Origin of the sequence: Odoribacter splanchnicus DSM 20712 (genome assembly GCF_000190535.1) — a bacterium.
Classification (GTDB): Bacteria; Bacteroidota; Bacteroidia; order Bacteroidales; family Marinifilaceae; genus Odoribacter; species Odoribacter splanchnicus.
The window spans coordinates 2474951-2500588 of record NC_015160.1 but is presented as its reverse complement, the minus strand read 5'-3'; the positions used below and the strand labels follow the sequence as shown (position 1 = coordinate 2500588).

Sequence of the window (25638 nt, the reverse complement as noted above, 5' to 3'; positions counted from 1 at the left end):
AATGATTGTACAGATAAATAGGAAATCATGAAAGTTGTTATTATCGATTATGGAGCCGGGAATGTCTTTTCAGTGACGACTGCTTTACAACGCTTAGGGGTTCAGGCGGTCTTGAGTAGTGATGTCAGGCTGATCGCCCGGGCCGACCGTGTGATATTTCCGGGTGTCGGACAAGCTGCTGCTGCCATGAAGCAATTGAAAGATAAAGGATTAGATCGGATAATCCCACAACTGGAAATGCCCGTATTGGGAATTTGTCTGGGGATGCAGTTGATGTGCCGGTTTTCGGAAGAAGAAAATACATGGGGATTGGGTATCTTTCCTATGGAAGTGAAGAAGTTTGCAGACAGTTGTAAAGTGCCTCATATGGGGTGGAATACGGTCCGGAAGCTGAAAACTACTTTGTTTCAAGGGATAAATCCCGGGGAATGGATGTATTTTGTACATTCCTATTATGTTCCTGTTACAGCTTATTGTATCGCAACTTGCGACTATCAGCGTTCTTTCGCCGCTGCTATTTGTAAAAATAATTTTTATGGATGCCAATTCCATCCTGAAAAATCTGCCGGTGCCGGAGAAAAAATAATAAAGAACTTTTTAGATATAGTATAAAATTGAAAATGAAAATTATACCTGCAATCGATATTATCGGTGGGAAATGTGTCCGTTTGACTCAAGGAAATTATGGACAGTGTAAGATATATTCGGCTAACCCTTTAGAAATGGCACGCCTGTTTGAAGAGGCCGGACTGGATCGGCTGCATTTGGTCGATCTGGATGGGGCGAAAGCGTCGGGAGTTGTCAATTGGGCTGTGCTTGAAACGATTTGTAAACATACCCGTTTGTCCATAGATTTTGGAGGAGGGGTGAAGACTGATGAGGATATGCGTCGTGTGTTTGAAGCGGGGGCTGATTATGCTTGTGTTGGCAGTATCGCTCAGACAAATCCCGAACAAACCGCTGAATGGCTGGAAAAGTATGGGTATGAAAGAGTAATTATCGGAGCTGATGTCTGGAATACCAAGGTGTGTATTCAGGGATGGAAAAAGGTGACCGATACGACGATTTTTCAATTGGTTGAGTCCTATCGGGGACGGATCGGGCATTTGATGTGTACGGATATCACCCGGGATGGGATGATGGATGGAACGGCTATCGGCTTGTATCGGGAATTACTTCGCCTTTATCCGGAGATTCGGTTGATCGCTTCAGGGGGAGTGAGTGGAACGGCAGATTTACAACAGCTTGCTGAAGTTGGAGTAGAAGCCGTAGTCGTTGGGAAGGCTTTGTATGAAAAGAAAATAGATTTGAAATCACTTAAAAATTTTTGATTTTGTTAGCTAAAAGAATAATCACTTGTTTGGACGTTAAAGAGGGACGGACGGTGAAAGGAGTGCATTTCAACGATTTGAAAGATGCCGGTGATATTGTAGAATTAGCAAAGAAGTATTCTGTTGCCGGTGCTGATGAACTGGTGTTTTTAGACATCACTGCCAGTAATGACAACCGGAGTACCCGCCTGAGCTGGGTGGAGCGTGTGGCTACTGCAGTCGATGTCCCTTTTACTGTCGGAGGCGGCATTGCCCGGGAGGCAGATGTTGAGGCTTTATTAAAAAAGGGGGCGGATAAGATATCGGTCAATTCGGCAGCTCTGTCCGAACCGGATTTAATCGATCGGTTAGCCTATCATTTTGGGAAACAATGTATTGTTGTGGCTATCGATGCCCGATATGAAAAGGAAGAATGGTGCGTATACAGTAAAGGAGGAAGACTAAGAACTGAAAGAGAATTATACACTTGGGCACTGGAAGTCGGAGAGCGGGGAGCCGGGGAAATATTATTCACTTCTATGGACCATGATGGGACGAACCGGGGATTCGCCTGCGAAGCGATAGCCCGGTTGAGCGGATTGGTGAATGTTCCGGTCATTGCTTCCGGTGGTGCAGGAAAACTAGCGGATTTTAATGAAGTATTTACAAAAGGTAAAGCAGATGCTGCTTTGGCTGCCGGGGTATTTCATTATGGCAGGCTGACTGTCGGACAGGTGAAAGCCTACTTGCGGCAAAACGGGATAATGGTAAGAGGGTAAATAATTGAAAAGATATAAGATGGAAATAGAAAATTTGAAATTTGACGAAAATGGTTTGATCCCTGCTATCATTCAAGATGCAGAGACCAGGACGGTTTTGATGCTCGGCTATATGAACCGGGAGGCCTTGACATTAACCCTGACGAATGGAAAAGTTTGTTTTTTTAGCAGGTCCCGGCAAAAGTTGTGGACAAAAGGTGAAGAAAGCGGACATTTTCTATACCTGAAAGACATACAAGCCGATTGTGATGGCGATACTTTATTGGTTAAAGCCAAACCGCTCGGACCGACTTGCCATACTGGAACAGATACCTGTTGGGGAGAGAAGAATGAGGAGGCGGATTTTTTGTTCTTCTTACAAAAGTTCCTGCAAAAAAGGAAAAATGATTCTCCGGAAGAGTCCTATACGGCCCGTTTGATTTCCAAAGGAATAAATAAGATCGCTCAAAAGGTTGGGGAAGAAGCTGTGGAATTAGTAATCGAAGCGAAAGACGACAATGAAGATTTGTTTTTAAATGAAGCGGCCGACTTGATGTATCATTATCTGGTTTTATTGATTGCCAAAGGATATGGGCTGGAGGATGTCATCCGGGTATTGAAAGAAAGACACAAATAGAATGGGGATAAATAGGTATTTATATACATGTTTACACTAAATGTAGGTTTTCTTGGGTGCAACGGAGAAAGGGGAAAAGAAAAAAGTAAAGTAAACTTTAATTTCCCCGTTCTCCAAATCTATGGTAGGTTCATTTTTTCTTTCTATTCCGATGCAGGGTTTTGTGCCATCAGACCGGTTCGCCTGGACCGGTCCGCTAAGGCTTTCCTTCACTGACCGGCGGAACTCCTCGCAGGCTCGTCAGACACCACCGGTCGGGCGTTCGGAAAACCTAACCGGACCCTCGTTCCTGCTCCAATGGTCTTCCGCCACAAAACCCTGCATCTTCCGTCAGCACTACAGGGCAAAGAAGGAAAGTTTTATTGAATGAAAGAGCAGGCCACCCTGACCGGAGTATGGATACCTGGGTTACCTGATCGGATTATTTCTATAAAATAGCGATGGCTGAATTAATCCCTCATGTAGGGGGGGCAGAAAAACAGCTGTTTGATAGAAGTTTATACTTTTCAGGTCACAGTTCGTTTCCTATGCAGTGATAACGTAAGTCGGAGGTGTTCGTGTTGGGGGACCATTGGAGCTCTGTCGGGTGTCGTCTTGCTTTTTCTGAACGCCCGACCGGTGGTGTCTGAGCGAAGCGAGTTCCGCCGGTCAGTGAAAGAAAAAGGTAGACGACCGACAGAAGCGACCGGGTCCCCCAACACGAACACCGAAGACGAACAAGTAACAAAATAATTCTACATTTATCGGTGTAAGGTATATAACTGCCAAAATTTATTCATTGAGGACTTTCCAGAGTATATCTTTCAATTCGGTAAGGCCGGTTCCTGTCACAGAGGAGATAAAGACATAAGGGATATCGGGGAGATCGCACTCCATCTCTGCCATCAGTTCTTTATCGGCACAGTCTGATTTTGAAATGGCCAATACGCGTTTTTTATCCAGAAGCTCCGGATTGTATTGTTTCAATTCGTTTAACAGGATGTTATATTCCTGATGAATATTCTGACTGTCGGCAGGTACCAGAAATAGCAATACCGAGTTGCGTTCGATGTGGCGCAAAAATCGGATACCCAGTCCTTTTCCTTGGTGTGCTCCTTCGATAATACCGGGAATATCTGCCATAACGAACGAACGTCCATCACGGTAATTGACGATTCCCAGGTTAGGAACGAGTGTCGTGAAAGGGTAATTGGCGATTTCGGGTTTAGCAGCAGATACTACCGACAATAAGGTCGATTTGCCGGCATTGGGGAATCCTACGAGGCCCACATCCGCTAATACCTTTAATTCGAGAATGACCGTCCGTTCGACGCGGGGCTCTCCGGGCTGTGCAAAACGGGGCGTTTGATTCGTTGCCGAACGGAAATTCCAATTGCCCAGACCTCCGCGTCCTCCCTTGACCAGGATAAAACTTTCCCCGTCTTGTGTGATTTCACAAATCGTTTCGCCGGTTTCTGCATCCCGGGCAACCGTTCCTAAAGGAACTTCGATTGTAACATCTTCACCATCGGCACCTGTACTCCGGTCTTCACTTCCGTTTCCGCCGTCACCTGCAAATACATGGCGCTGGTATTTCAAATGGATCAGTGTCCAGTAATTTCGGTTTCCACGGACGATGACATTGCCTCCCCGTCCTCCGTCACCTCCATCCGGTCCGCCTTTCATCGTTCGTTTATCCCGGTGTAAATGGGCGGATCCCCGTCCTCCGGCACCACTCCGGCAGAAGGTTTTTACATAATCGACAAAATTCGTAGAAGCCATAATATGAAAAAGTAAAAGGTAAAAAGTAAAAAATCTTAGGCATTCAGGATATAGAGATCCGGATAATTTCTTCCCAAACCATCGTAATCCAAGCCTCTGCCCACGACAAAATCGTTTTCCAGTTCAATGCCTTTGTAGGCGATGGGTACCTGACAGACTGCGGCTTTGGGTTTATGGAATAAAGTGGCGACGATCACTTGTTTCGGATTCTTAGCATGTAAATATTCCAGCAAATGCTTCATCGATCTTCCGGAGTCGATGATATCTTCCAGAATGACGACCGTACGGTTCTGTATGTCCTCTTTTAGCCCGATCAACTCTTGGATTGCTCCGGTAGAACAGGTTCCGCTATAGGAAGCGACTTTGACAAAGCTGATTTGTGTACCCGGAATGACGATTTGTTTAATCAGGTCTGATGTGAACATAAAAGAACCGTTCAAAATACTTAAAAATAGAGGTTGGGTATCGGCTAGCTCCCGGTTCATCTGTTCGGCCATTCGGGTAATGACTTGATCGATTTTAGTAGCTTCGATAAAAGGACGAAACTCTTTGTCATGTAATATGATATTTCCCATTTTGCTAAATTGCTATCCCTTTGAGTATTTATTTGGACAAAAGTAATATTTTTAAGGCATATATGGAGGGACAAATCAGATTATATTTATTTTTGTATCGATTAGTCTGATGAATTTTACCTTATAAAACAAATATCGAATGAATCCAAGAGTAAGTATTATTATGGGGAGTACTTCCGATCTGGCCATTATGGAGAAGGCGGCGAAAGTATTGGATGACATGGGTATTCCATTTGAAATGAATGCCTTGTCGGCTCATCGTACTCCTGCAGAGGTGGAGGCTTTTGCCAAACAGGCTGCAGAGAGAGGAATAGAAGTCATTATCGCCGGAGCCGGTATGGCTGCCCATCTGCCCGGAGTCATTGCGGCCATGACACCGGTGCCGGTGATCGGGGTGCCGATCAACGCCTCTTTGAACGGAATGGATGCTTTGTTGGCTATTACTCAGATGCCTCCGGGAATTCCTGTCGCTACAGTGGCTATCAACGGAGCGATGAATGCTGGAATTCTCGCCGTACAAATATTGGCTGTCGGAGATCGGGAGTTGAAAGAAAAGATGATTCATTTTAAAGAATCTTTGAAAAAGAAGATCGTCGATGCCAATAAAGAATTGGCTGCGGTGAAATATAATTTCAAAACAAATTGATCTGAACCGACTGATATATCATCCCGTAAAGAGTTATCTATTCTTTACGGGATTTTCTTTTGTAAATATTTTTAAATTAAGTTTGTTTTTAAGTAAATAATTCATAAATTTGAGAATATAATAAGATGAGGTGTTATTGTTGTGTGGTCATAGCGTGATGCCGGCGGTATAAGGTAATTTATTTTTTGTTCGTTCTGTTTCGTCGCTTAATTTCATACCGTCGGTATTTTTAATGGAGAGTTCCCCCTTGTGGTAACGGGATGTTAGGATTTTATATCTGATGCAGAACTACAGCTTACTGCTTGTTGCGAGGTCCGGCCTGGCAGAAGTTGTATAATTTTCAGTACGATGAGATGCTGGCAATTTGGGTTATTTCTATTGTTTTCACTGGTCTCTTTGGATGTTTGGGCACAGGATTTACCTGATATTGAACGTTTGTTGGAAGGAAATGATATTCTGAATACAGAAGATGGATACGAGGAGATGGTCGATATCCTTTCTAATCTGTTGATGACTCCTGTGAACGTAAATACGGCCGGGTTCGATTCCCTCAAGATGTTGTTTTTATTGTCCGACAGTCAGATCGACCAGTTGTTGGAATTTCGAAAGAAATACGGGAATTTTCTTCATATCAACGAGTTATTGTTGGTGCCGGGAATTGGGAAGAAAGATCTGGAGAATATCCGGTCTTTCATTACTTTAGGGCATCCGGAAGTGCAGGACCGGGTGAAAGCGATAAGGTTACGTAGCCGACAGGAATTACTGACCCGTGCCAAAGTGAGTCTCCCCTTGCAGGAAGGGTATACAACCTATTCTCCGGTTGATTTCGATACCCGGAAAGAGTATGAACGCAAAGCAGATAATCGCTTCCATGGCCCTCCGGTCGGGCTGTTACTCAAGTATAAAGCGACGATCGGGCAACATCTGCAAGCTGGTTTGACTCTTGAAAATGATCCGGGTGAAGGATATTTTACCCGGTATCAGAAAACCGGTTTTGATTTTTTATCAGCCCACATAAGTATTCATACAGATCGTTTTTTCCAACGGATTCTTTTGGGTAATTACCGCTTACAATGGGGGCAAGGCTTAGTGGCCTGGGGTGGTTTTACTTCCGGGAAATCGGAGGTTGTCGTCGGAAACGAGAAATCGGGCAAAGGTTTTTCGCCCTACACTTCTGCCGATGAAAATAATTACCTGAAAGGCGTTGCCCTGACTTTGAAACCCTGTCGGCAGGTAACGGCGGATGTGTTTTTTTCCAGGAAGAAAACCGATGGTAATATCGTGCAGGCGGATACACTGGCAGAAGAGGATCTGCTGTCGGTTTCTTTGTATGAATCCGGTTATCACCGTAATAATAACGAGTGCCGGAAAAAACATACCCTGGAAGAACTGACTACGGGAGGAGCCGTACATTGGAATGCACCGGCCTTTAAGCTCGGTCTGAACGCTTTGTATTATGATTTTAAACCGGCCTTGATGATCGGGGATCGTATTTATCAGCAATATAACGATACAGGGCACAAACGTTTTTTGATGAGTGTGGATTATAAAACTTCGTTTCGCGGAATATATTGGTTCGGAGAAACGGCTTTTAGCGGAATCGGTTCCTGGGCTACGATCAACGGGCTGAGGTGGGGAAATTCATTCTTATCTGCCTGTTTGCTTTATCGTCGTTACGATAAAAAATATATCTCCCATTATGCTGCCGGATTTGGCGAATATTCCAATACATCCAATGAGGAGGGGGTGTATTTCGGTACCGATATATCTCCTCTGAAAAACTTGAAGATTAATCTGTACTATGATTGGTTTCGTTTTTTCAGTCCCCGTTATGGAGCTACTATTCCCGGATCGGGGTGGGAACTGTTGGGACAGATCGGTTACCGGCATGGGAACTGGGAACATCGTTTTCGGTTAAAACGGGAGATCCATCCCGAAGATACGAAAGAAAAAATCTCTGTTCAGCGGGAAAAAAGTGAATACCGTTATCAGATCGGTTATCGGGTAACTCGTCAGTTGGAGTTAAGAACACGTTTCAGTCTTTCTCATTACCATAAAGAACAGATCAAGGAAAAAGGTTTCCTGGTCTATCAGGATTTGATTTATGCAACCCGGAATAGTCGTTTTAAAATGCAATATCGTTTGGCTTGGTTTAAGACCGATTCCTATCAGTCCAGGATTTATGCATACGAGAATAATGTGCTGTATGGATACTCCTTTCCTTCTTTTATGGGAGAGGGGTGGCGTACTTACCTGAACTTGAGTTGGAAACCGTTAAACGGCCTGACTTGTTACCTGAAGGGTGGATTTACGGTGTATCCCGATCGGGAAGTAATCGGTTCGGGAGTCACGAAAGTAGAAGGAAATAAATTGTATGATCTTGCTTTGCAGTTACGTTTTACCTTTTGAGATCATTTATTCCGGTTTGTTTTTGGCATGCAACAAGTGCATGATTTCTTCATCCGTCAATTTTTTCACGTTTGTGATGATCATATTCTCATGTAAGAAATTACCGTATTGATTACATTCGTCGATAATTCCTGCGAAAAGGGGTTGAAGCTCTGTTTTCAGAGGAAGGAGCAACAGCATCACGGCATAATTCCCTTTAAATTCCGTAGATTCGATACAGCCTTGAGCATTGTTAATGGCTGTTTCTGCTTCATTTTTCAGCGTATTTTGCTGAAAAGAGGGTAAGTCGCCGGGAACGCGGTAAAAAAACACACAGAAATACCGCAATAATAGCCCTTGGCCTCCCAGCCCTGTAGAGATAAACACACCGGGATCGTCCAGCAGAGTCGATTGTAATAACATTCTGGATTGTTGGAGCGCTATAATCGCCCATTTTTTTAAGGGAGTGTCTTGTTTCGAAAAATTTTCGATAGCACGGTATACCGAAACATCGTCCAGAGTTGCCAATACGACCAGCATTTTCTTTTTGATTTCCGGGTCGATCGTATCGTCATAGAGGTCATTGATGTTTTCCAGGTATTGTTTGCTTGTTTTTTGGTAGTTTTCAGTTCGTTTACTGAGTAAGTTTACCATTTCGAAGTATTCTTTCTGCACCTTGATATCCACTTCTTCCTCCAGGATGCTGAGGTTGGAGCCGGCCATGGCCAGTAATTGATCGATATCTTCTATTTTCTTTCCCTGTTTACTCATGTTCGATGTATTTCTCAGACAAATTTAAGCTATTCCATATAAAAAAAGCTGCCCTCGGAGCAGCTTTTTTTATATCTGTAAAGAATTAGGCCTTGTGTCTGCGTTCATCAGATACGGTCAGCTTCTTTCTTCCTTTTGCTCTTCTTCTGGCTAATACTGCTCTACCTCCGGCAGTTGCCATTCTTTCTCTGAAACCGTGTTTGTTTCTTCTTTTGGTGTTTGAGGGTTGAAATGTCCGTTTCATTGTAAAATATATTTTAGCATTATTTTCTCACTTCGGACTGCAAAAGTAGGGATTTTTTTGGTGTCTCCAAAAAAAAGTTACTTTTTTTTACCTGATTACTTGTAACTAAGCCTTGGCTGGTCTCGTATTATTACTGAAAGATGAAAAAGAAGTCTGAAAATTTGTTTTTATAAATCAAATTATTAACTTTAAGAGCGATTATCCTGATATGAGACAGCTTAAGATTACCAAGCAAATTACGGGGCGCGAGTCGTACTCCATCGAGAAATATCTTCAGGAGATAGGTAAAATCCATGTTTTATCTCCCGAAGAAGAAGCCGATTTGGCAAAAAAAATCAGAAGTGGAGACCGGGCGGCAAGGGAAAAACTGGTATTGAGTAATCTGCGGTTTGTCGTTTCTGTCGCGAAACAGTATCAAAATCATGGGCTGACTTTAGGTGATCTGATCAATGAAGGAAATGTCGGATTGATCAAAGCGGCCGAATGCTTCGACGAAACCAAAGGATTCAAATTTATTTCTTACGCTGTATGGTGGATTCGTCAGTCTATCCTTCAGGCAATAGCTGAAAATGCCCGGCTTATCCGGTTGCCATTGAATAAGATCAGTACGATCAATAAGGTGAATCGGTGTTATACTTTGTTGGAACAAGAGTTCCAACGCGAACCGACAGAAGAAGAGATTGCAGAGAAAATGGATATGACGCCTGAAGAGGTAAAGGAAAACATGAAGATCGCCACGAAGCCGGTATCTATGGATGCTCCTTTGACGACCGATGAAGAATCTATTTCCCTCTACGATGTATATATCGCTCCCGATCCTTCTATCCAGGCTCCTGAAAGTTCACTGAATCAGGACTCACTGAAAACCGATATCGAACGTTCGTTCGCTGCTTTGTCGGTACGTGAAGCTACTATTTTAAGTATGTATTATGGCCTGAACGGATATTCCTCGATGTCACTCGAAGAAATCGGAACGAAATTAGGTTTGACGAGTGAAAGAGTCAGACAGGTGAAGACTAAAGCGATCCGGAAATTGAAAGAGGTGAAGAACAACAAACGGCTGAAGACCTATTTGTAAAATAAGGATAGAATCAGGGATGAAAGATAAGCTTTCATCCCTGGTTTTTTTTAGAAGAATGCGGTGTAGATCACTACCAATAAGATACAGATGATATAAGCACAAATATTGAATACTTTGTCTGTTTTAAACATATCGGCAGTCAGTTTGATCGCTTTCGGATCATCATCTGCGGGATTACTGCTCAGGCTGACCATAAAGATCACTACAATCGTCAACAAGGTTGCGTAGAACATTTGGTCCATGAACGGCATCTCGAGTGGTAAGAGTTTAAAGATCAGAGCGATTGGAATGGAACAAAGTACACCCCAGATCGCTCCTTTGTTCGTTGCTTTCTTCCAGAACAATCCCATTAAGAATACAGCCAAAATACCCGGGCTTACCAAACCGGTATACTCCTGAATGTATTGGAACATCTGATCGATACCTCCCAATAGCGGGGCCAGACATACGGCTATGATCAAGGCGATACCGGCTGTTAAACGGCCTACGTTGACCAGTTTTGTTTGCGAAGCTTCGCGATTGATATATGGTTTATAGATATCCATCGTAAAAATGGTGGAAGTTGAATTCAGCATAGAAGCCAGCGAAGAAACGATCGCTGCAGCTAAGGCGGCTAGTACCAGTCCTTTCACACCGACGGGAATGAAGGTACTGATCAGCCAGGGATAAGCATTGTCATTGTTCAATGCGGTAGAACCTGCAATTTCGAAAGCACTTCTGGCGCCGTACAGGTCTTCGGAATACATTACCCAGGCAACGATTCCCGGAATAACTACGATGAAAGGAATCAACATTTTCAGGAAGGCTGCAAAGGCGATACCCCGTTGTGCTTCTGTCAGTGATTTGGCTGCCAGGGTACGTTGGATGATGTACTGGTTGAAGCCCCAGTAGTATAGGTTGGCTACCCACAGTCCACCGATCAATACATAGATACCCGGAAGATTGTTGAACTCCTTGTTATCGCGGGAGAGTACCATATCGAATTTATCACTGGCAGCATCGGCGATGTGAGAGATTCCATTCAGGATTCCTCCGTCGGGAGTGACGTAATGCAAGGCGATTAAGGTTGTAATAATACCACCGATGACTAGCAGGGCAACCTGAATGACATCTGTCCAGGCTACAGCCGATAATCCGCCATATAATGAGTAAGCTGCTGCAAAAATAGCCAGCGCGATAATAGCCGGAACGATCATACTGCCATCTCCAACACCTACAATCGTGTCGATGGCTTTACCACCCAGGAATAATACAGAAGTCAGGTTGACAAAAACAAAGAGAGCGATCCAGAATACAGCCAGAATGGTTTTCAGATTGGTCGAAAACCGTTTTTCCACAAATTCCGGAATCGTGTAAATCCCTTGTTTGATAAAAATCGGCAGGAAGAATTTTCCAACGATAATCAAGGTCAGAGCTGCCATAAATTCATAGGAAGCAATAGCCAGACCTCCGGCAAAACCTGAACCGGACATACCGATAAATTGCTCTGCTGAGATGTTGGCGGCAATCAGAGAAGAACCGATAGCCCACCAAGGCAATGCTTTACTGGCCAGGAAGTAGTCCTCGGCAGTTTTGGTGTGTCCTTTTTTAGTCCGTGATACCCACAGACCTACACCCACTAGTAGAATCGCGTATATTCCGACGATTACGAAATCAATTATATGAAAACTTGGATTCATAATAAAATTTTATGTGATTATTAATTTAATTTACGTGCTCCTTCACCGATGTCGGCGATATAAAATGTGGCTTCCAGATGGGTTTTGTCCTTGTAGATTTTCCCTACTTCCCGGATATAACGATCGACCTGTTCTTCTTGAATCAGCGTTACGGTACAGCCACCGAAGCCGGCACCGGTCATCCGTGATCCTAAAACTCCTTCCAGCTGCTGACCTTCTTCAGCCAGGGTATCTAATTCGATCCCTGTCACTTCGTAGTCGTCTTTCAGCGATCGGTGGGAGGCATTCATCAATTGCCCGAATGTTGTCAGTTTACCTGCTTTTAAGGCATCGATGGCTTGTTTGACTCTGGCATGCTCGTGCACAGCATGTTTTGCTCTGCGGTAAACGATCGGGTCGGAAATCGAAGTACAATACTGCCCGAATTCGGTGGGCGTCAATTCACAGAGGAAAGTGATCGGATGCCGGCTTGAAATAGAAGCGACCGCCTGTTCACATTCGCTTCTCCGTTCGTTGTACTTAGAATCTGCTAATCCTCTTTTTTTATTGGTATTGGCGATGACGAGCTTATATCCTTCCATATGTAAAGGGACATACTCGTATTTCAGGCTGGCACAATCCAGAGCGATCGCGTGATTGGCTTTGCCCATGCCGACAGCAAACTGATCCATAATTCCACAGTTGACCCCGACGTAATCGTTTTCAGCTTTTTGCGAAATTTTGACCAGCTCGGTCATATCGAGGTGTACCTTCGTGACATCGTTCAGCATCACTGCTGTGACTACCTCGATAGAAGCTGAGGAAGAAAGACCTGCTCCATTCGGAATGTTTCCATAGTACAAAAGATCGTACCCCCATACGTCGGAGCCCCGTTCTGCAAATTCTTTCATCACGCCGATCGGATACTTGATCCAGGCGGTAGGTTTGTCTTCGAAAGCGTTTGCATTAGCGGTGTAAGAACGATCCATATTTACACTCGAAAAACGATTTTGACGGTCTTCACGCTTCGCTATCAAAAGATAGGTCCCGAAGCTCAACGCACAGGGAAAGACCAGCCCTCCGTTGTAATCCGTGTGTTCCCCGATAAGGTTCACCCGGCCCGGAGCAAAGTAGGTATGCTCCGCTCGTTTCCCATAGATTTCTTCAAATCTATGTTCTAATTCTAGTGTGTTCATATTTATTGTTAGTTGTGTTCTGCTCTATATGCTCTGCACGCAAATATTCGGACAAAAATATAACATTTTTTTTAGTAGCACAACTTGAACTGTTAAGAATCAGGGCTGTAGAGTCAACAAGCCAGTGCAATTTTATGCAAAAAGTTTGAAAAAACACTCCTTTGGTGTATAAAAATTCAATTTTTCCCTTGGTCTTCTATTAATCTTATATTGTACATTCCTGATGAATTCATCCGTAAGCAGTCTGAAATCAGTTCCTTTTGGGATATATTGTCTGATAAGTTTGTTTGTCTTCTCAATGGCACCTTTCTGCCAGGAAGCGTATGAATCGGCAAAGTAGACAGTGGTCGCGAGCCTTTCTGCAATCTTTCTATGGCAGCGGAATTCCCCACCGTTGTCAGTGGTTATCGTGAGGACGTGTTCTTTAAACGGCATCAGCATCCTTATCACTGCCTCTGCAACCGCCTCCGGCTTCTTTCCTTGCGGCAGCCTCCCCATCATCATGTAGTTTACGCTCCGCTCGCATAAAGTAAGTATGGCGCCCTTTTGCCCCTTGCCAACAATCAAGTCCATCTCCCAGTCCCCGAACCTTTTTCCGTCAGCTTCTTCCGGACGCTCATGGATGCTGATGCGTTGCGGTATGTTGCGCACCTTGGTTGTGCGGGGGCGCTTTACATGATGCCTGTATTTCATCCTGTGACGGCAGTGGGATACCAGTTCTCCGCTCACATCCGCCCGGATGCGGCGGTAAATCGTTTCATGGGAGACGGTCATGCCTTTGTGCGACAGCCACCCGGATATCTGTTTGGGTGACCAATCCTCGCTTACCAGAAGCCGTAAGGCTTCCTGCATCACATCGGGACGGACGGCATGGTTGCCGGGAAGACGTTCACGACGCTCATCAGATAACTTCTGCGCGTGTTGCCATTGATACTCGCCGCGCTTCGTGCTGTTGCGCCTCACCTCGCGACTGACGGTGGAGGGATGGATGTTGTTTTGCCGAGCAATGGCTTTCTGGCTTTTGCCTTCTTGAATTCCCAGATAGATTGCGTATCTTTGCTCGCGGGACAGTTGTTTATACATTGCAATACAAAAGTAATTGTTCCTGGGGACTTCGGTCCCCTTTTTTTGTATTGCCTGTTGACTCTATTCTCCGTCGGCATGCCGACGGAGAATTGCACTTCTATTGTGAATCTTCAAAGAATGGTAAGATATACACGCTATATCTTTTCATTATTGATGGTGATTTTTCTCTTTTTTATTAAAGGAAATTAATATCTTTGCGAACAGTTAGTAAGAAATTAGTTATTTTTTGTTTTAAAGTGTAAGGGATTGGTAGAGTAATTGGAATAAATAGAAGTATTTACGTATGAAACCACAGATCTATATATTGAAAAATACGCACCTCGAAGTACATATTTCTACTTTAGGGGCAACTTTAACCCGCATGCTGACGAAAGATTTGCAGGGAAAGGTTGTAGATGTGTTGCTGGGTATGGAAAAGGCCGAAGATTACGAATCGCCGGAATATATTGCTAGCGGAGCTTATCTGGGAGCGATAATCGGACGTTATGGGAATCGGATTGCCCGGGGAAGATTTGAGATCGACGGTGTAAAATATCAGTTGGCGATAAATAATGGTGAAAACCATCTGCATGGAGGATTGTGTGGTTTCGATAAAAAGATCTGGAACGTCGGACAAGCCGGTACAGATTCGCTGACGTTGACTTATTGCAGTCCCGACGGCGAAGAAGCCTATCCGGGAACACTACAGGTGAAAGTCGGGTTTTCGCTGCAGGAGAAAGCTTTACGAATCGATTATGAAGCTGTTACCGATAAAAAATGTTTTGTCAATCTGACTCACCATCCTTATTTTAACCTGAATCCGGAGGCTGCCGATATTAAACGACATACCCTGAAATTATATACCGACCGCTATTTAAAGACCGACGATTTGATTCCGGACGGGACTTTTGTTACGGCTACCGGAGATTATGATTTCACTTCGCCGGCATCTTTACAAGGTGTGATCGGAAACCAGGGAGGACTGGACGACTGTTTTGTATTCAACAATTCCGGGAAACTGATTCGAATGGCAGAACTTTTTGATGATCAGACAGGTATAAAACTTTATGTATGTTCCGATTATCCGGGAGTGCAAGTGTACACGGGAAAATTTCTGAATGTAAAGCAGGCTAAGGATGGTAAACAATACGGACCTTATGCCGGAGTAGCTCTGGAAGCTCAGTTCTGGCCCGATTCTCCCAATCATCCTGAGTTTCCGTCTACACTTTTAGTGCCGGGAGAAATTTATCGGAAAACGACCATTTATGGTTTTGAATGAATTTGAGTGATTCAAATAATATTTTATTAAAACTGTTTATAACCTACAATTATGGGAAAATATGAATTAAACAAAAACCTTGCACAGATGTTGAAAGGTGGAGTGATCATGGATGTGACTAATGCAGAGCAGGCAAAAATTGCTGAGGCAGCAGGAGCTTGTGCCGTAATGGCATTAGAGAGAGTACCGGCAGATATCCGTCGTGACGGTGGAGTTGCCCGGATGTCCGATCCGCAGATGATCAAAGCCATTCAGAAAGCTGTTTCTATTCCGGTGATGGCCAAAGTGAGAATCGGTCATTTTGTGGAAGCTCAGATATTGGAAGCCATCGGTATCGACTTTATCGATGAAAGTGAAGTATTGACGCCTGCCGACGAACTTTATCATGTAGATAAAACAGCCTTCAAAGTGCCGTTCGTATGTGGAGCACGTAATTTGGGTGAAGCTTTACGGCGTATCGGTGAAGGGGCTGCTATGATTCGTACCAAGGGAGAAGCTGGAACCGGAAATGTCGTTGAAGCGGTGACTCATATGCGCCAGATCAACGATGATATGCGGCGGGTGAAAAATGCCGGAATGGAAGAATTGATGAGTCTGGCAAAAGAATTCGGAGCTCCTTATGAATTAGTGAAATATGTACACGAAAATGGGAAATTACCTGTCGTGAATTTTGCTGCCGGTGGTATCGCCACTCCTGCCGACGCTGCCTTGATGATGCAGTTGGGCTCCGAAGGGGTATTCGTAGGTTCCGGAATCTTCAAATCCGGTGATCCGGCAAAACGGGCAAGAGCTATTGTTCAGGCTGTTACCTATTATAACGATCCGGTGAAATTGGCAGAACTGTCGGAAAACCTCGGAGAGGCTATGTCAGGACTCGAGATTAAAACATTGGAGAATAAATATGCTGAGAGAGGTTGGTAAATCCGATATATCCATTTAAACTCAGTAACTTTTTACATGAAAATAGGAATTTTGGGTTTTCAGGGTGCTGTCATCGAACACCAGCGACACATCGAACAATTGGGGCAGGAAGCTGTCGTTGTCCGCTATACGGAACAATTGGCCGAGATCGATGGTATTATTTTACCCGGAGGGGAGAGTACTACCATGGGAAAATTACTAAACAGGACCGGAATGATGGAACCGTTCCGTGAAAAAATTCAGCAGGGGATGCCGGTTTGGGGTACGTGTGCAGGCATGATCCTGTTGGCAAAGGAGTTGGATCAGGATCCGGTTGTGCATTTGGGAATGATGGATATCACGGTCAGACGGAATGCTTACGGTACGCAAATCGATAGTTTCGATACTCAGGTGGTGATTCCGGAGGTAAGCGATGAACAGATTCCGCTGGTATTTATCCGGGCTCCTTATATTGTCCGTACAGGAGAACGAGTAAAAGTATTGTGTGAAGTGGAAAGACATGTCGTCGCTGCCCGCGAAAAGAATATGCTGGCGACTTCTTTTCATCCGGAGTTGACCGGAAATGCCGCATTTCATCAGTACTTTATCGGTATGTGTAGCGGTAAGTAAAAAAGCCTGTTCCCTTTCTGAAAATATTCGTTTCGGCAGGGAACAGGATTTTTTATTTTTGTTGTACTAATTCTTCGATGGTAAGCGTAGCTGTACCGACTTTCTTCACGACGATACCTGCTGCAATATTGGCTGTTCTCATCGCTTCGCTGATTTCAAAACCTGCCGCCAGGCAAAGTCCGAGTGTCGCTACGACAGTATCTCCTGCACCACTGACGTCGAAAACTTCTTCGGAATGGGTCGGGATATGAATGGGGGGAATGGGACCGATCAGGCTCATGCCTTTATCACTGCGGGTGACTAGTAAGGCGGTCAGGTGATTGTTCGTAATCGCTTCCCGGGCTGCTTTTTCAATGGCCCGGTCGGTATTGGGTACCGTATAACCGACGATATCACTCAGCTCTTTAACGTTGGGAGTGACGATATCGGCGCCTGAATATTTCTCCCAGTTTTTCCCTTTGGGATCGATAATGACTTTTTTATCGTATTTGTGAGCTAACTTAATCAGATAACGGCATAAATCTTCGGATATCAAGCCCTTGCCGTAATCTGAGATCACCAGGATATCGTATTCCGGTAAAATCCGGCTGATCGTGTCCCGGAATAGCTTTTTATTGTCCGCATTCAATTCGCTTTTATCTTCATAGTCTACCCGGACGATTTGCTGTTTTCCGCCGATAATCCGTGCTTTGGTGATTGTCGGGGAGGAAGTTTTCAACAGAAAGGTGTCGATATTTTTGTGGCGGCTGATCCGTTCGATTTCTTTACCGAAAAGATCATGGCCGATAACACCACATAATAAACTATGTCCTCCCAGACTGACAATGTTGTTGGCGACATTCGAAGCACCTCCCAACCGGGATTCTTCTTTTTGAATGTTGACGATGGGGACCGGAGCTTCCGGAGAGATACGGTCTACTTTGCCGAAATAATATTTATCCAGCATGACATCTCCGACAATCAGAATTTTACTGTTTGAAAAATCTAACATCTTAGGCTAATTTATTCGACACCTCCGAATTCCATCAGGTAGGCTTTTATGAAACCGTCGATTTTACCATCCATGACTCCGCCGACATCGGAGGTCTGAAAATTAGTCCGGTGATCTTTTACCCGGCGGTCATCGAAAACGTAACTCCTGATTTGTGAACCCCACTCAATTTTTTTCTTATTACTCTCGATCTTCTGTTGTTCTGCCATCCGTCTTTGTAATTCCATATCATACAACATAGAACGCAACAGACGCATAGCGTTTTCACGATTGTCCAGCTGAGAACGGGTTTCGGTATTTTCAATCAGGATTTCGCGGGTTTCACCGGTATCCGGATCTTTGTAATTGTAACGTAGGCGTACACCCGTTTCTACTTTATTTACATTCTGTCCGCCGGCTCCTCCCGAACGGAAAGTATCCCAACTGATATCCGCCGCATTGATGGCTATCTCTATTGAATCATCCACCAATGGTGTCACGAATACAGAAGCAAAAGAAGTCATTCGTTTACCTTGGGCATTGAAAGGAGAGACCCTGACTAAACGATGGACGCCGTTTTCACCTTTCAGGTAACCGTAGGCGAAATCGCCTTCCAGCTGCAACGTAACCGTCTTGATTCCGGCTTCATCGCCTTCCTGAATATTACTGACCGTCAATTTGTAGTTATTGGCTTCTGCCCAGCGCATATACATTCGCATCAGCATGGAAGCCCAGTCCTGACTTTCTGTTCCACCGGCACCGGAATTGATTTTAAGGATGCAGCTCATCTGATCGGCTTCACCCCGTAACATATTCTTTAATTCCAGCTCTTCCACCAATTGCAGGGTTTCTGCATAGTGGGTATCCACCTCTTCTTCGGTAGCTTCGCCTTCTTTGGCGAAGTCAAAGAGGACGTTCAGGTCGTCTACCGAACGGGATACAGCTTCACAGCCTTCTATCCAGCCTTTCAATTCGCGTACCTGTTTCATCACCTTTTCCGCTTGCTTCGCATCGTTCCAGAAATCAGGAGCTTGGGTACGCATTTCTACTTCTTCGAGCTCTATTTTTTTACGATCGATGTCAAAGATACCTCCTCAGAGCGCCACTGCGTTCTTCAACTGCTTTCAGTTGATCTGTTGTTATCATAATATCGTTTTTTTTGTGTGTATATTTTATGCTGCATATCATCCGGTATGCAGCATAAAATGAATTATTATTTCCCGGCTTTGTCCGCCGTATCCTTCATCAACGGTTTATCGGGAGAAATATGTGAAGGATTATATAATCTCAATACTTTGTCCTGCAATTCCTGTGCCAGTTCTTTTTGTCCTGCCTGGGTGGCAAAAGCCAATAATTGCTTGATCACTTCGATGCTGAGTCTTTCCTCTTGTTGTATACTCGGAGTATTGGCAAATTTCGGCTCGAGTGAATTGGCATATTTCAACATCTGATAGTTGTTCGTTGCCAGTTCGTTGAGCAAGTGGTTCGCCTTTTCGGTTTCTCCCAGTTCGTAATACATCGGTATATAGAACAGCATACTATTGTCTGCCGGTACCTGATACAGTGGAATTTCTTCCAATGACTTATCCAGAACGGCGACCGCTTCGGCTTGTTTACCTTCGTCATACAGTTTCTGGGCCAACCGAAGGAAGGTATTCCGGTATTTCATGACGGCGATGGTCTGATCGTGGAAGAAGTCGATGTTTACTTTCGGATCTTTGATATTTCCCCATTCGAATTTATTCATGATATTATCGTAGAGGATATCGCTGTCGATCCGTCCGTAATCATAGAATTCGGCTTCTTTCGTTTCGATAGGTACGACGCGGTAGGCCGCCCCTTCGAGCTGGAAGTATTTTTCCAATCCCATATAGGCATCCGAACCCATACCGATTCCGAAATATACCGGACGTTCCCAGTTGTTCGTCGATAAAATATCCAGGACCATCAGTTGTGATTTGGTCAAGCCTTGCATCGGCAAATGCAGTCTCAGGTCTTTGACGATCTGATCTGCATCCTGGGGTTTAACCGTCCCATTGGCGATTACTTTGGCCGAATCTACCGGAAGGATAACGTTACGTGTCGGTATAAAATCGAGTTCCTTGATATATCCCTGTAATTTTGTCTGAGGCAGGTCGCTGGCGACAAACTCCATGACATCTTTCAGGTTTCCTTCTTTGAACTGATCCCTGATCAATACATAGTCCCGTTTCCCATCCCGGTATTGTTCATGAGTGAACGAAATCGGCACTCCGGAAGATTCATAAGCTTTCCGTTTCATCTGGTCGATATACCAGGAACCGGATAACAAACTTAAATTGACGACCCGGACATCCCGCCGTACTCCTTCCACTTCTTGTACATACCACAGTGGGAAAGTATCGTTATCTCCATAAGTAAATAAAATTGCATTCGGAGCACACGAATTGAGGTAATTACGGGCATGGGCTGTCGTGGCATAACGGGCATGACGGTTGTGGTCGTCCCAGTTTTGGGCGGCCATATTGACCGGAATGGCGAACAGACAGACCGTAGTAACGGCAATGGCCGATACCCGTGGATCTATATTTTTGATCTTTTTATTCAGAAATTCCCAGATAGAAAGCACACCCAGGCCGATCCAGATGGCATAGGCATAGAAAGAACCTGCATAAGCATAGTCCCGTTCCCGGGGTTCCATCGGAGTCTGATTTAAAAAGACGATGATGGCTATACCGGTCATGATGAACAAGAGCATGACTACCCAAAAATCCTGTTTTCCGGTTTTCCCCTTCCGGTATTGGTAAAACATCCCCAACAGACCGAGCAGAAAAGGCAACATATAATATTTATTGTTTGCTTTTTCATTTTTCAAATTGTCGGGTAATTCATCCTGATTTCCCAGGCGTAATTCATCCAGAAATTTAATGCCGGTGATCCAGTTGCCGTGCATGATGTCGCCATATCCCTGGATATCGTTTTGGCGTCCGGAGAAATTCCACATGAAATACCTCCAGTACATATGCCCTAACTGATAATTGAAGAAATAACGCATGTTATTACCGAAACTCGGGCGGGTGATGGTCTCGCCGTTGACCGTATAGGTCGGACCGTTGTTTCTTCCTGCCCAAGCCTGGTATTGATTGGCAAAGTTGGGCCGGGTATCGCTGTACATACGTGGGAAGAAACCACAAAACCGTTTGTCGTATTCATAGATGGTTTTGTTACCGATTTTTTCATAGACCCCGGTTTCTTTGTTCTGATAATAGATCGGTTCGCCCTCCTTCGTCCCTACTTGGGGAGCATTGAAATACTGGCCGTAGAGTAAAGGAGCGTCACCGTATTGGTCACGGTTGATGTATGACAATAAAGAGAATACATTGTCAGGGCTTCCTTCGTCGATAGGAGGATCGCTTAATGAACGGATAACGATCATCGAATAAGAAGAATAACCGATCAGAATCACCATAAAACAAGTCAGGATGGTATTCCAGACAGGCATCCCTTTTTTCAGCGTATAACGGATACCCCAGACTAAAGCCCCGATAATCAGTAATACATAGATGATCACTCCGGTATTGAAAGGAGCCCCCATTCCGTTGACGAAAGTCAGCTCGAACCAACCGGCTACTTTGATCACGCCCGGAATGATTCCGAAATTAACTACACCCAGGATAAATACCGAAAGAATGCCTGTTTTGATAAATCCCCGTACGGTGGGTGTATATTTTTTGAAATAATAAACAAACACGATTGCCGGGATTGCCAGCAAGTTCAATAAGTGTACTCCGATAGACAGTCCGATCAGGTAAGCGATCAGGATCAGCCAGCGGTTGGCATAACGTTCGAAAGCGACATTTTCCCATTTCAGGATAGCCCAGAAAACTACCGCAGTAAATAAAGAAGACATCGCATACACTTCGCCTTCTACGGCTGAGAACCAGAACGTATCTGTGAAAGTATAAGTCAAAGAACCGATCAGCGAAGCTCCTAATATCGCAAACATTTGTCCCATAGTCATTTCTTCACCTTCTTTTACAATAAGCTTACGGGCCAGGTGAGTGATCGACCAGAACAGGAATAAAATGGTCAGCCCGGAACAAATGGCCGACATACAGTTGATCATATAGGCTTGGGTATCTGCCGATGGAGCAAATATCGCAAACAACCGCGAAATAATCATAAATAACGGTGCTCCGGGGGGATGTCCCACCTGTAAGCCCACAGACGTGGTGATGAACTCTCCGCAATCCCATAGGCTGGCCGTTGACTCAGCTGTGAGTATGTAAGTCATACTCGCGATAACGAAAGTGACCCAACCGGTAACCCTGTTAATCAGCTTGAAGCTTAAATTAGGATGATCTTTGATTTTATACATATTCATTAATTAAGATAAATTTGCGATTATTATGTGCGTAAAAAATCATTATTTCCTCCGTTTTGAAGCTTTCTTGCCCTTGGGGCGTATTTGAATAAATAGACATAAAGTGTTAAGTGTCTGGTTATCAAAAGATGACTTCATAACGAAACAACTAATGAAGCACGAAAATAATTATTTTACTCGAATTTTCCTCATTTTTTTTGTTGGAAAAAAAAAAGGTCATATATTTGCACCGTCAAAAATGACACTATCAATGATTGTCCCATTGTGTAATGGCAGCACAGCAGGTTTTGGTTCTGTCAGTCCAGGTTCGAATCCTGGTGGGACAACACTTGATTGCCCAAGTGGTGAAATTGGTATACACGCTAGTTTCAGGTACTAGTGGCTTCACGGCCGTGTAGGTTCGAGTCCTATCTTGGGCACCAATTCAATTAAGGTTTACGATTTTAGATTGTAGATTATTTCCTGAGTAATCGTAAATCAAAATCAGCGGTCGTAAACTGAAAGTGTTCTTTTAAATGCCCGAATGGTGAAATTGGTATACACGCTAGTTTCAGGTACTAGTGGCTTCACGGCCGTGTAGGTTCGAGTCCTATTTCGGGCACCGACTTTGAAATTTACGGTTTCAGATTATTTCTAAAATAATCTGAAACGTAAAGGATTGGCCCAGGTGGTGAAATTGGTATACACGCTACTTTGAGGTGGTAGTGGTCGAAAGGCTGTGCAAGTTCGAGTCTTGTCCTGGGCACTGAAATAGATGAAGACATGAAAAACCGTTGTATTTACAGCGGTTTTTTTGTTTTCTGAAATTTTCGGAAACTTTGGGAAATTCGTAAAAAATTTCAACATTTGTTTTGATAAAAGTCTGCTTAGAAGCAGCTGTTTTTTAGGGTAAAAAGATTTCAATAACAGATAAAGTGAATCAGTTGATAGAGCAAAAGTTTCTGGCTTTATTCGAACAGCAATGGGGGAAGAAAGCCGACCGGACCGAGATGTTACCGGCTTCCGGGTCTGCACGTAAATATTGGCGTATATATTGGAACGGGGAGTCGTGCATTGCGGCCTGGAATCGAAATGTGGAAGAAAATCGCTTGTTTATCGATTTTTCCCGGCATTTTGCAGAGAAAGGATTACATGTACCGCAAATTTATGCGGTATCGGAAGATCGGAAGGTTTATCTACAGGAAGATTTGGGTACGCAAACTTTATTGGACGTGGTCGGGCAGGAGCGAAAAGGAAATAGTTTGTCGGAGCATTCGATGCAACTTTACCGGAAATCTTTGTCCGAATTATTGCGGTTTCAGTTGATCGGGGGACAGGGACTGGATTATGCCCGTTGTGTCCCACGTCCTGTATTCGACCGGCAGTGTATCCTGTGGGACCTGAATTATTTTAAGTATTGTTTTCTGAAATTGGCAGGAGCGGATTTTTCAGAGCAGGCGCTCGAAGATGATTTTGTCAGGCTGACAGATGTTTTGGTTCAGGAACCTGCGGATAGTTTTATGTTTCGTGATTTTCAGTCGCGGAATATTATGGTCAGAGCCGGAGAGGTTTGGTTTATCGATTATCAGGGAGGACGGCAAGGGGCTTTACCTTATGACGTAGCTTCGTTATTGTATGATGCTATCGTAGTGATTCCTGATGAACAACGGGAAGAGTTACTGGATGGATATATCTGCGGATTACAGGCTTACCGGACGGTGGAGCCGGGACTATTCCGTCATGTTTTTTATCGTTTTGTATTGGTACGGCTGTTGCAGGCGATGGGGGCTTTCGGGCTTCGGGGACTTTACGAAAGAAAACCGCATTTTATCGATTCGATACAACCCGGTCTGCACAGCATTGACCGGCTTTTCCAGTCCGGTAGGCTGGATGCCGATTATGCCGAAATCAGGCGGGTTTGCAGGCAATTGCTCGAATAGCTCCTAGGCTTCGGTTTGGAGTTTATGGAATACTTCCCGGAGTGAAGGATAGGTCTGGTTCGATAGCTGGGAGAGATTGTGTATCGGATACCAGAGCACTTCTTCGATATCCTCTTCGGTCTGAGGAATAAAAGATTGACCTGAAGGGGCAGACATCCGATACCAATATGTTTTTTTCAGGAACCAACTTTCATTCCGGTAATAAATATGGAGGGTGGTGTCTAAAGGAGACAGAATACTTACTTGTTTTAACCCGCATTCTTCTTCTACTTCCCGGACGGCACATTGTTCCATCGTTTCTCCATATTCCAGATGGCCTTTGGGTAGGTCGATCATTCCTAATCGTTTGATGACCAATATATCGGAATTTTGTATGACTGCTCCTCCTCCGGCTTTGACATAGGTGAAACAAGACTTGAAAATAGTAAACAAATCCTCCGGATCTTCATCATAAAGTACGGCTTTGAAAGGGATGCCTTTTTCCAGAGTTTGGTAAATGAAATTTTTCGTGGTCATAAAATCCCGGTGCACCCAACGGATATCCCCTTCTTTTAGTAAATTCTGATTATCGGTCAATAAAAAACAGCTCTCTTTAAAAAATACTTTATACATTTGCAAAAATTCTAGTATTTAACAATACAAAAATAGATAAAAATGAATACAGTTGCAGAAAAAGTGGCATCCTATTTATTGGATATTAAAGCAATTAAATTGGAACCTACTCATCCGTTTACCTGGGCTTCCGGATGGAAATCCCCGATCTATTGTGATAATCGGAAGACGTTGTCTTATCCTGAAGTTCGTTCATATATCAAAGAACAATTTGCAGCATTGATCCGGGAGAAATATCCGCAGGCAGAGGTGATTGCCGGGGTTGCTACCGGAGCTATTGCACAGGGGGTGTTAGTTGCTCAGGAATTGGGATTACCCTTTATTTATGTGCGATCTTCAGCTAAGAGTCATGGTTTGGAAAATCTGATCGAAGGTGAGTATAAAGCAGGGCAAAAGGTCGTAGTTATCGAAGACCTTATTTCAACCGGTGGTTCTAGTTTACAGGCTGTCGAAGCTTTGCGGAATGCCGAATGTGAAGTGCTGGGCATGGTTGCCATTTTTACCTATGGCTTCCAAAAGGCTGAGGATAACTTTAAAAATGCATCCTGTGAACTGACCACTTTAAGTAATTACAATGCTATGATCGATCTGGCTGTGAAAGTGGGATATGTACAGGCTGATCAGGTGGAAAAATTGAAAGAATGGCGATTGAGTCCTGAGACTTATAAATAAGTTAAAAGAGTTATTGAGTTGCTGAGTTAAAAGAGTTATTGAGTTGCTGAGTTAAAAGAGTTATTGAGTTGCTGAGTTAAAAGAGTTATTGAGTTGCTGAGTTAAAAGAGTTATTGAGTTGCTGAGTTAAAAGAGTTATTGAGTTGCTGAGTTAAAAGAGTTACTGAGTTAAAAAGAGTTGCTGAGTAGCTAAAGTGGAAGAG

Annotated in this window: 23 protein-coding genes and 4 tRNA genes; 16 read left to right on the top strand and 11 right to left on the bottom strand. The window is 44.0% G+C overall.

Annotation, left to right across the window (positions count from 1 at the left end):
• Positions 1 to 27: 27 nt before the first annotated feature.
• Genes hisH through hisIE form a run of 4 tightly spaced genes read left to right on the top strand, consistent with a single transcriptional unit; the run spans position 28 to position 2705 of the window.
• Positions 28 to 612 (top strand): imidazole glycerol phosphate synthase subunit HisH, encoded by a 585-nt coding sequence (gene hisH / locus ODOSP_RS10540; protein ID WP_013612297.1) that lies wholly within the window; start codon positions 28 to 30, stop codon positions 610 to 612.
• Positions 613 to 620: 8 nt separating this feature from the next.
• Entirely contained in the window at positions 621 to 1331 is a 711-nt protein-coding gene (gene hisA / locus ODOSP_RS10535; protein ID WP_013612296.1) for a 1-(5-phosphoribosyl)-5-[(5-phosphoribosylamino)methylideneamino]imidazole-4-carboxamide isomerase, read from the top strand.
• Between the two features lie 2 nt (positions 1332 to 1333).
• A complete protein-coding gene (gene hisF / locus ODOSP_RS10530; RefSeq protein ID WP_013612295.1) occupies positions 1334 to 2089 on the top strand; it encodes an imidazole glycerol phosphate synthase subunit HisF in 756 nt (251 codons plus the stop codon).
• A gap of 19 nt (positions 2090 to 2108) precedes the next feature.
• Positions 2109 to 2705 carry a bifunctional phosphoribosyl-AMP cyclohydrolase/phosphoribosyl-ATP diphosphatase HisIE gene (hisIE, locus tag ODOSP_RS10525; protein ID WP_013612294.1) on the top strand — a complete coding sequence of 199 codons (597 nt, stop codon included), beginning with the start codon at positions 2109 to 2111 and terminating at the stop codon, positions 2703 to 2705.
• Between the two features lie 771 nt (positions 2706 to 3476).
• Here hisIE and obgE read toward each other — a convergent pair.
• Positions 3477 to 4466, bottom strand: coding sequence for a GTPase ObgE (gene obgE, locus ODOSP_RS10520; protein ID WP_013612292.1), 990 nt, complete (start codon positions 4464 to 4466; stop codon positions 3477 to 3479).
• 35 nt (positions 4467 to 4501) lie between these two features.
• Positions 4502 to 5041 (bottom strand): phosphoribosyltransferase, encoded by a 540-nt coding sequence (locus tag ODOSP_RS10515; protein ID WP_013612291.1) that lies wholly within the window; start codon positions 5039 to 5041, stop codon positions 4502 to 4504.
• A gap of 139 nt (positions 5042 to 5180) precedes the next feature.
• Here ODOSP_RS10515 and purE point away from each other — a divergent pair, with 139 nt between their 5' ends.
• Complete coding sequence (gene purE / locus ODOSP_RS10510; protein ID WP_013612290.1) at positions 5181 to 5687, top strand: 5-(carboxyamino)imidazole ribonucleotide mutase; 507 nt, start codon at positions 5181 to 5183, stop codon at positions 5685 to 5687.
• A 348-nt stretch (positions 5688 to 6035) separates the two neighbouring features.
• Positions 6036 to 8096, top strand: coding sequence for a helix-hairpin-helix domain-containing protein (locus ODOSP_RS10505; protein ID WP_013612289.1), 2061 nt, complete (start codon positions 6036 to 6038; stop codon positions 8094 to 8096).
• 6 nt (positions 8097 to 8102) lie between these two features.
• On the opposite strand, the gene ODOSP_RS10500 is transcribed toward ODOSP_RS10505, so the two are convergent.
• Both ODOSP_RS10500 and rpmH read right to left on the bottom strand, forming a co-directional pair.
• On the bottom strand, positions 8103 to 8846 hold the full coding sequence (locus ODOSP_RS10500; RefSeq protein ID WP_013612288.1) for a hypothetical protein: 744 nt from the start codon (positions 8844 to 8846) through the stop codon (positions 8103 to 8105).
• An 85-nt stretch (positions 8847 to 8931) separates the two neighbouring features.
• Positions 8932 to 9090 carry a 50S ribosomal protein L34 gene (gene rpmH, locus ODOSP_RS19245; protein WP_013612287.1) on the bottom strand — a complete coding sequence of 53 codons (159 nt, stop codon included), beginning with the start codon at positions 9088 to 9090 and terminating at the stop codon, positions 8932 to 8934.
• A 208-nt stretch (positions 9091 to 9298) separates the two neighbouring features.
• On the opposite strand from rpmH, the gene ODOSP_RS10495 reads away from it, so the two are divergent.
• The gene (locus ODOSP_RS10495; protein WP_013612286.1) at positions 9299 to 10168 is read left to right on the top strand and encodes a sigma-70 family RNA polymerase sigma factor; all 870 of its coding nucleotides are present in this window, start codon (positions 9299 to 9301) and stop codon (positions 10166 to 10168) included.
• Between the two features lie 50 nt (positions 10169 to 10218).
• Here ODOSP_RS10495 and ODOSP_RS10490 read toward each other — a convergent pair whose 3' ends face one another.
• The 3 genes from ODOSP_RS10490 to ODOSP_RS10480 all read right to left on the bottom strand — a co-directional run bounded on the left by ODOSP_RS10490 (position 10219) and on the right by ODOSP_RS10480 (position 14108).
• Complete coding sequence (locus ODOSP_RS10490; RefSeq protein WP_013612285.1) at positions 10219 to 11850, bottom strand: sodium/sugar symporter; 1632 nt, start codon at positions 11848 to 11850, stop codon at positions 10219 to 10221.
• A 20-nt stretch (positions 11851 to 11870) separates the two neighbouring features.
• Positions 11871 to 13025: a galactokinase gene (locus ODOSP_RS10485; RefSeq protein WP_013612284.1), complete on the bottom strand. Its 1155-nt coding sequence runs from the start codon at positions 13023 to 13025 to the stop codon at positions 11871 to 11873.
• Between the two features lie 132 nt (positions 13026 to 13157).
• On the bottom strand, positions 13158 to 14108 hold the full coding sequence (locus ODOSP_RS10480) for an IS30 family transposase (RefSeq protein WP_013612283.1): 951 nt from the start codon (positions 14106 to 14108) through the stop codon (positions 13158 to 13160).
• A 286-nt stretch (positions 14109 to 14394) separates the two neighbouring features.
• Here ODOSP_RS10480 and ODOSP_RS10475 point away from each other — a divergent pair, with 286 nt between their 5' ends.
• The 3 genes from ODOSP_RS10475 to pdxT are packed head-to-tail and all read left to right on the top strand — an operon-like array spanning position 14395 to position 16899.
• Positions 14395 to 15369 (top strand): aldose epimerase family protein, encoded by a 975-nt coding sequence (locus ODOSP_RS10475; protein WP_013612282.1) that lies wholly within the window; start codon positions 14395 to 14397, stop codon positions 15367 to 15369.
• A 51-nt stretch (positions 15370 to 15420) separates the two neighbouring features.
• Entirely contained in the window at positions 15421 to 16290 is an 870-nt protein-coding gene (gene pdxS / locus ODOSP_RS10470; RefSeq protein WP_013612281.1) for a pyridoxal 5'-phosphate synthase lyase subunit PdxS, read from the top strand.
• Positions 16291 to 16326: 36 nt separating this feature from the next.
• Positions 16327 to 16899, top strand: a complete 573-nt coding sequence (gene pdxT / locus ODOSP_RS10465) for a pyridoxal 5'-phosphate synthase glutaminase subunit PdxT (RefSeq protein ID WP_013612280.1) — start codon at positions 16327 to 16329, stop codon at positions 16897 to 16899.
• 52 nt (positions 16900 to 16951) lie between these two features.
• On the opposite strand, the gene rfaE1 is transcribed toward pdxT, so the two are convergent.
• The 3 genes from rfaE1 to ODOSP_RS10450 form a co-directional block, all read right to left on the bottom strand.
• On the bottom strand, positions 16952 to 17890 hold the full coding sequence (rfaE1, locus tag ODOSP_RS10460) for a D-glycero-beta-D-manno-heptose-7-phosphate kinase (protein WP_013612279.1): 939 nt from the start codon (positions 17888 to 17890) through the stop codon (positions 16952 to 16954).
• 11 nt (positions 17891 to 17901) lie between these two features.
• Positions 17902 to 19015 (bottom strand): peptide chain release factor 2 gene (prfB, locus tag ODOSP_RS10455; protein WP_013612278.1). Its coding sequence is split into 2 segments (ribosomal slippage): positions 17902 to 18951 and positions 18953 to 19015, totalling 1113 coding nucleotides; the frame shifts between segments, so codons are not numbered across the junction.
• A 67-nt stretch (positions 19016 to 19082) separates the two neighbouring features.
• Positions 19083 to 22226 (bottom strand): glycosyltransferase family 117 protein, encoded by a 3144-nt coding sequence (locus ODOSP_RS10450; RefSeq protein ID WP_013612277.1) that lies wholly within the window; start codon positions 22224 to 22226, stop codon positions 19083 to 19085.
• A 261-nt stretch (positions 22227 to 22487) separates the two neighbouring features.
• Here ODOSP_RS10450 and ODOSP_RS10445 point away from each other — a divergent pair.
• The 5 genes from ODOSP_RS10445 to ODOSP_RS10425 all read left to right on the top strand — a co-directional run bounded on the left by ODOSP_RS10445 (position 22488) and on the right by ODOSP_RS10425 (position 24151).
• A tRNA-Gln gene (locus ODOSP_RS10445) sits at positions 22488 to 22558 on the top strand.
• A 9-nt stretch (positions 22559 to 22567) separates the two neighbouring features.
• Positions 22568 to 22654 (top strand) — tRNA-Leu (locus tag ODOSP_RS10440).
• Between the two features lie 95 nt (positions 22655 to 22749).
• Positions 22750 to 22833: transfer RNA gene (locus ODOSP_RS10435), tRNA-Leu, on the top strand.
• A 60-nt stretch (positions 22834 to 22893) separates the two neighbouring features.
• Positions 22894 to 22977 (top strand) — tRNA-Leu (locus tag ODOSP_RS10430).
• A gap of 169 nt (positions 22978 to 23146) precedes the next feature.
• Positions 23147 to 24151 (top strand): aminoglycoside phosphotransferase family protein, encoded by a 1005-nt coding sequence (locus ODOSP_RS10425; RefSeq protein WP_013612276.1) that lies wholly within the window; start codon positions 23147 to 23149, stop codon positions 24149 to 24151.
• Between the two features lie 3 nt (positions 24152 to 24154).
• On the opposite strand, the gene ODOSP_RS10420 is transcribed toward ODOSP_RS10425, so the two are convergent.
• Positions 24155 to 24763 (bottom strand): NUDIX hydrolase, encoded by a 609-nt coding sequence (locus ODOSP_RS10420; protein WP_013612275.1) that lies wholly within the window; start codon positions 24761 to 24763, stop codon positions 24155 to 24157.
• Between the two features lie 42 nt (positions 24764 to 24805).
• Between ODOSP_RS10420 and pyrE the strand changes: the two genes are divergently transcribed.
• Positions 24806 to 25435, top strand: a complete 630-nt coding sequence (pyrE, locus tag ODOSP_RS10415) for an orotate phosphoribosyltransferase (RefSeq protein WP_013612274.1) — start codon at positions 24806 to 24808, stop codon at positions 25433 to 25435.
• The last annotated feature ends 203 nt before the right edge of the window (positions 25436 to 25638 follow it).

What these genes read in the sequence shown, in the direction of transcription:
- hisH (WP_013612297.1), top strand. Translation starts at nt 28, where the DNA reads ATGAAAGTTGTTATTATCGATTATGGAGCCGGGAATGTCTTTTCAGTG.
- hisA (WP_013612296.1), top strand. Translation starts at nt 621, where the DNA reads ATGAAAATTATACCTGCAATCGATATTATCGGTGGGAAATGTGTCCGT.
- hisIE (WP_013612294.1), top strand. Translation starts at nt 2,109, where the DNA reads ATGGAAATAGAAAATTTGAAATTTGACGAAAATGGTTTGATCCCTGCT.
- obgE (WP_013612292.1), bottom strand. Translation starts at nt 4,466, where the DNA reads ATGGCTTCTACGAATTTTGTCGATTATGTAAAAACCTTCTGCCGGAGT.
- ODOSP_RS10515 (WP_013612291.1), bottom strand. Translation starts at nt 5,041, where the DNA reads ATGGGAAATATCATATTACATGACAAAGAGTTTCGTCCTTTTATCGAA.
- purE (WP_013612290.1), top strand. Translation starts at nt 5,181, where the DNA reads ATGAATCCAAGAGTAAGTATTATTATGGGGAGTACTTCCGATCTGGCC.
- ODOSP_RS10505 (WP_013612289.1), top strand. Translation starts at nt 6,036, where the DNA reads ATGAGATGCTGGCAATTTGGGTTATTTCTATTGTTTTCACTGGTCTCT.
- ODOSP_RS10500 (WP_013612288.1), bottom strand. Translation starts at nt 8,846, where the DNA reads ATGAGTAAACAGGGAAAGAAAATAGAAGATATCGATCAATTACTGGCC.
- rpmH (WP_013612287.1), bottom strand. Translation starts at nt 9,090, where the DNA reads ATGAAACGGACATTTCAACCCTCAAACACCAAAAGAAGAAACAAACAC.
- ODOSP_RS10495 (WP_013612286.1), top strand. Translation starts at nt 9,299, where the DNA reads ATGAGACAGCTTAAGATTACCAAGCAAATTACGGGGCGCGAGTCGTAC.
- ODOSP_RS10490 (WP_013612285.1), bottom strand. Translation starts at nt 11,850, where the DNA reads ATGAATCCAAGTTTTCATATAATTGATTTCGTAATCGTCGGAATATAC.
- ODOSP_RS10485 (WP_013612284.1), bottom strand. Translation starts at nt 13,025, where the DNA reads ATGAACACACTAGAATTAGAACATAGATTTGAAGAAATCTATGGGAAA.
- ODOSP_RS10480 (WP_013612283.1), bottom strand. Translation starts at nt 14,108, where the DNA reads ATGTATAAACAACTGTCCCGCGAGCAAAGATACGCAATCTATCTGGGA.
- ODOSP_RS10475 (WP_013612282.1), top strand. Translation starts at nt 14,395, where the DNA reads ATGAAACCACAGATCTATATATTGAAAAATACGCACCTCGAAGTACAT.
- pdxS (WP_013612281.1), top strand. Translation starts at nt 15,421, where the DNA reads ATGGGAAAATATGAATTAAACAAAAACCTTGCACAGATGTTGAAAGGT.
- pdxT (WP_013612280.1), top strand. Translation starts at nt 16,327, where the DNA reads ATGAAAATAGGAATTTTGGGTTTTCAGGGTGCTGTCATCGAACACCAG.
- rfaE1 (WP_013612279.1), bottom strand. Translation starts at nt 17,890, where the DNA reads ATGTTAGATTTTTCAAACAGTAAAATTCTGATTGTCGGAGATGTCATG.
- ODOSP_RS10450 (WP_013612277.1), bottom strand. Translation starts at nt 22,226, where the DNA reads ATGTATAAAATCAAAGATCATCCTAATTTAAGCTTCAAGCTGATTAAC.
- ODOSP_RS10420 (WP_013612275.1), bottom strand. Translation starts at nt 24,763, where the DNA reads ATGTATAAAGTATTTTTTAAAGAGAGCTGTTTTTTATTGACCGATAAT.
- pyrE (WP_013612274.1), top strand. Translation starts at nt 24,806, where the DNA reads ATGAATACAGTTGCAGAAAAAGTGGCATCCTATTTATTGGATATTAAA.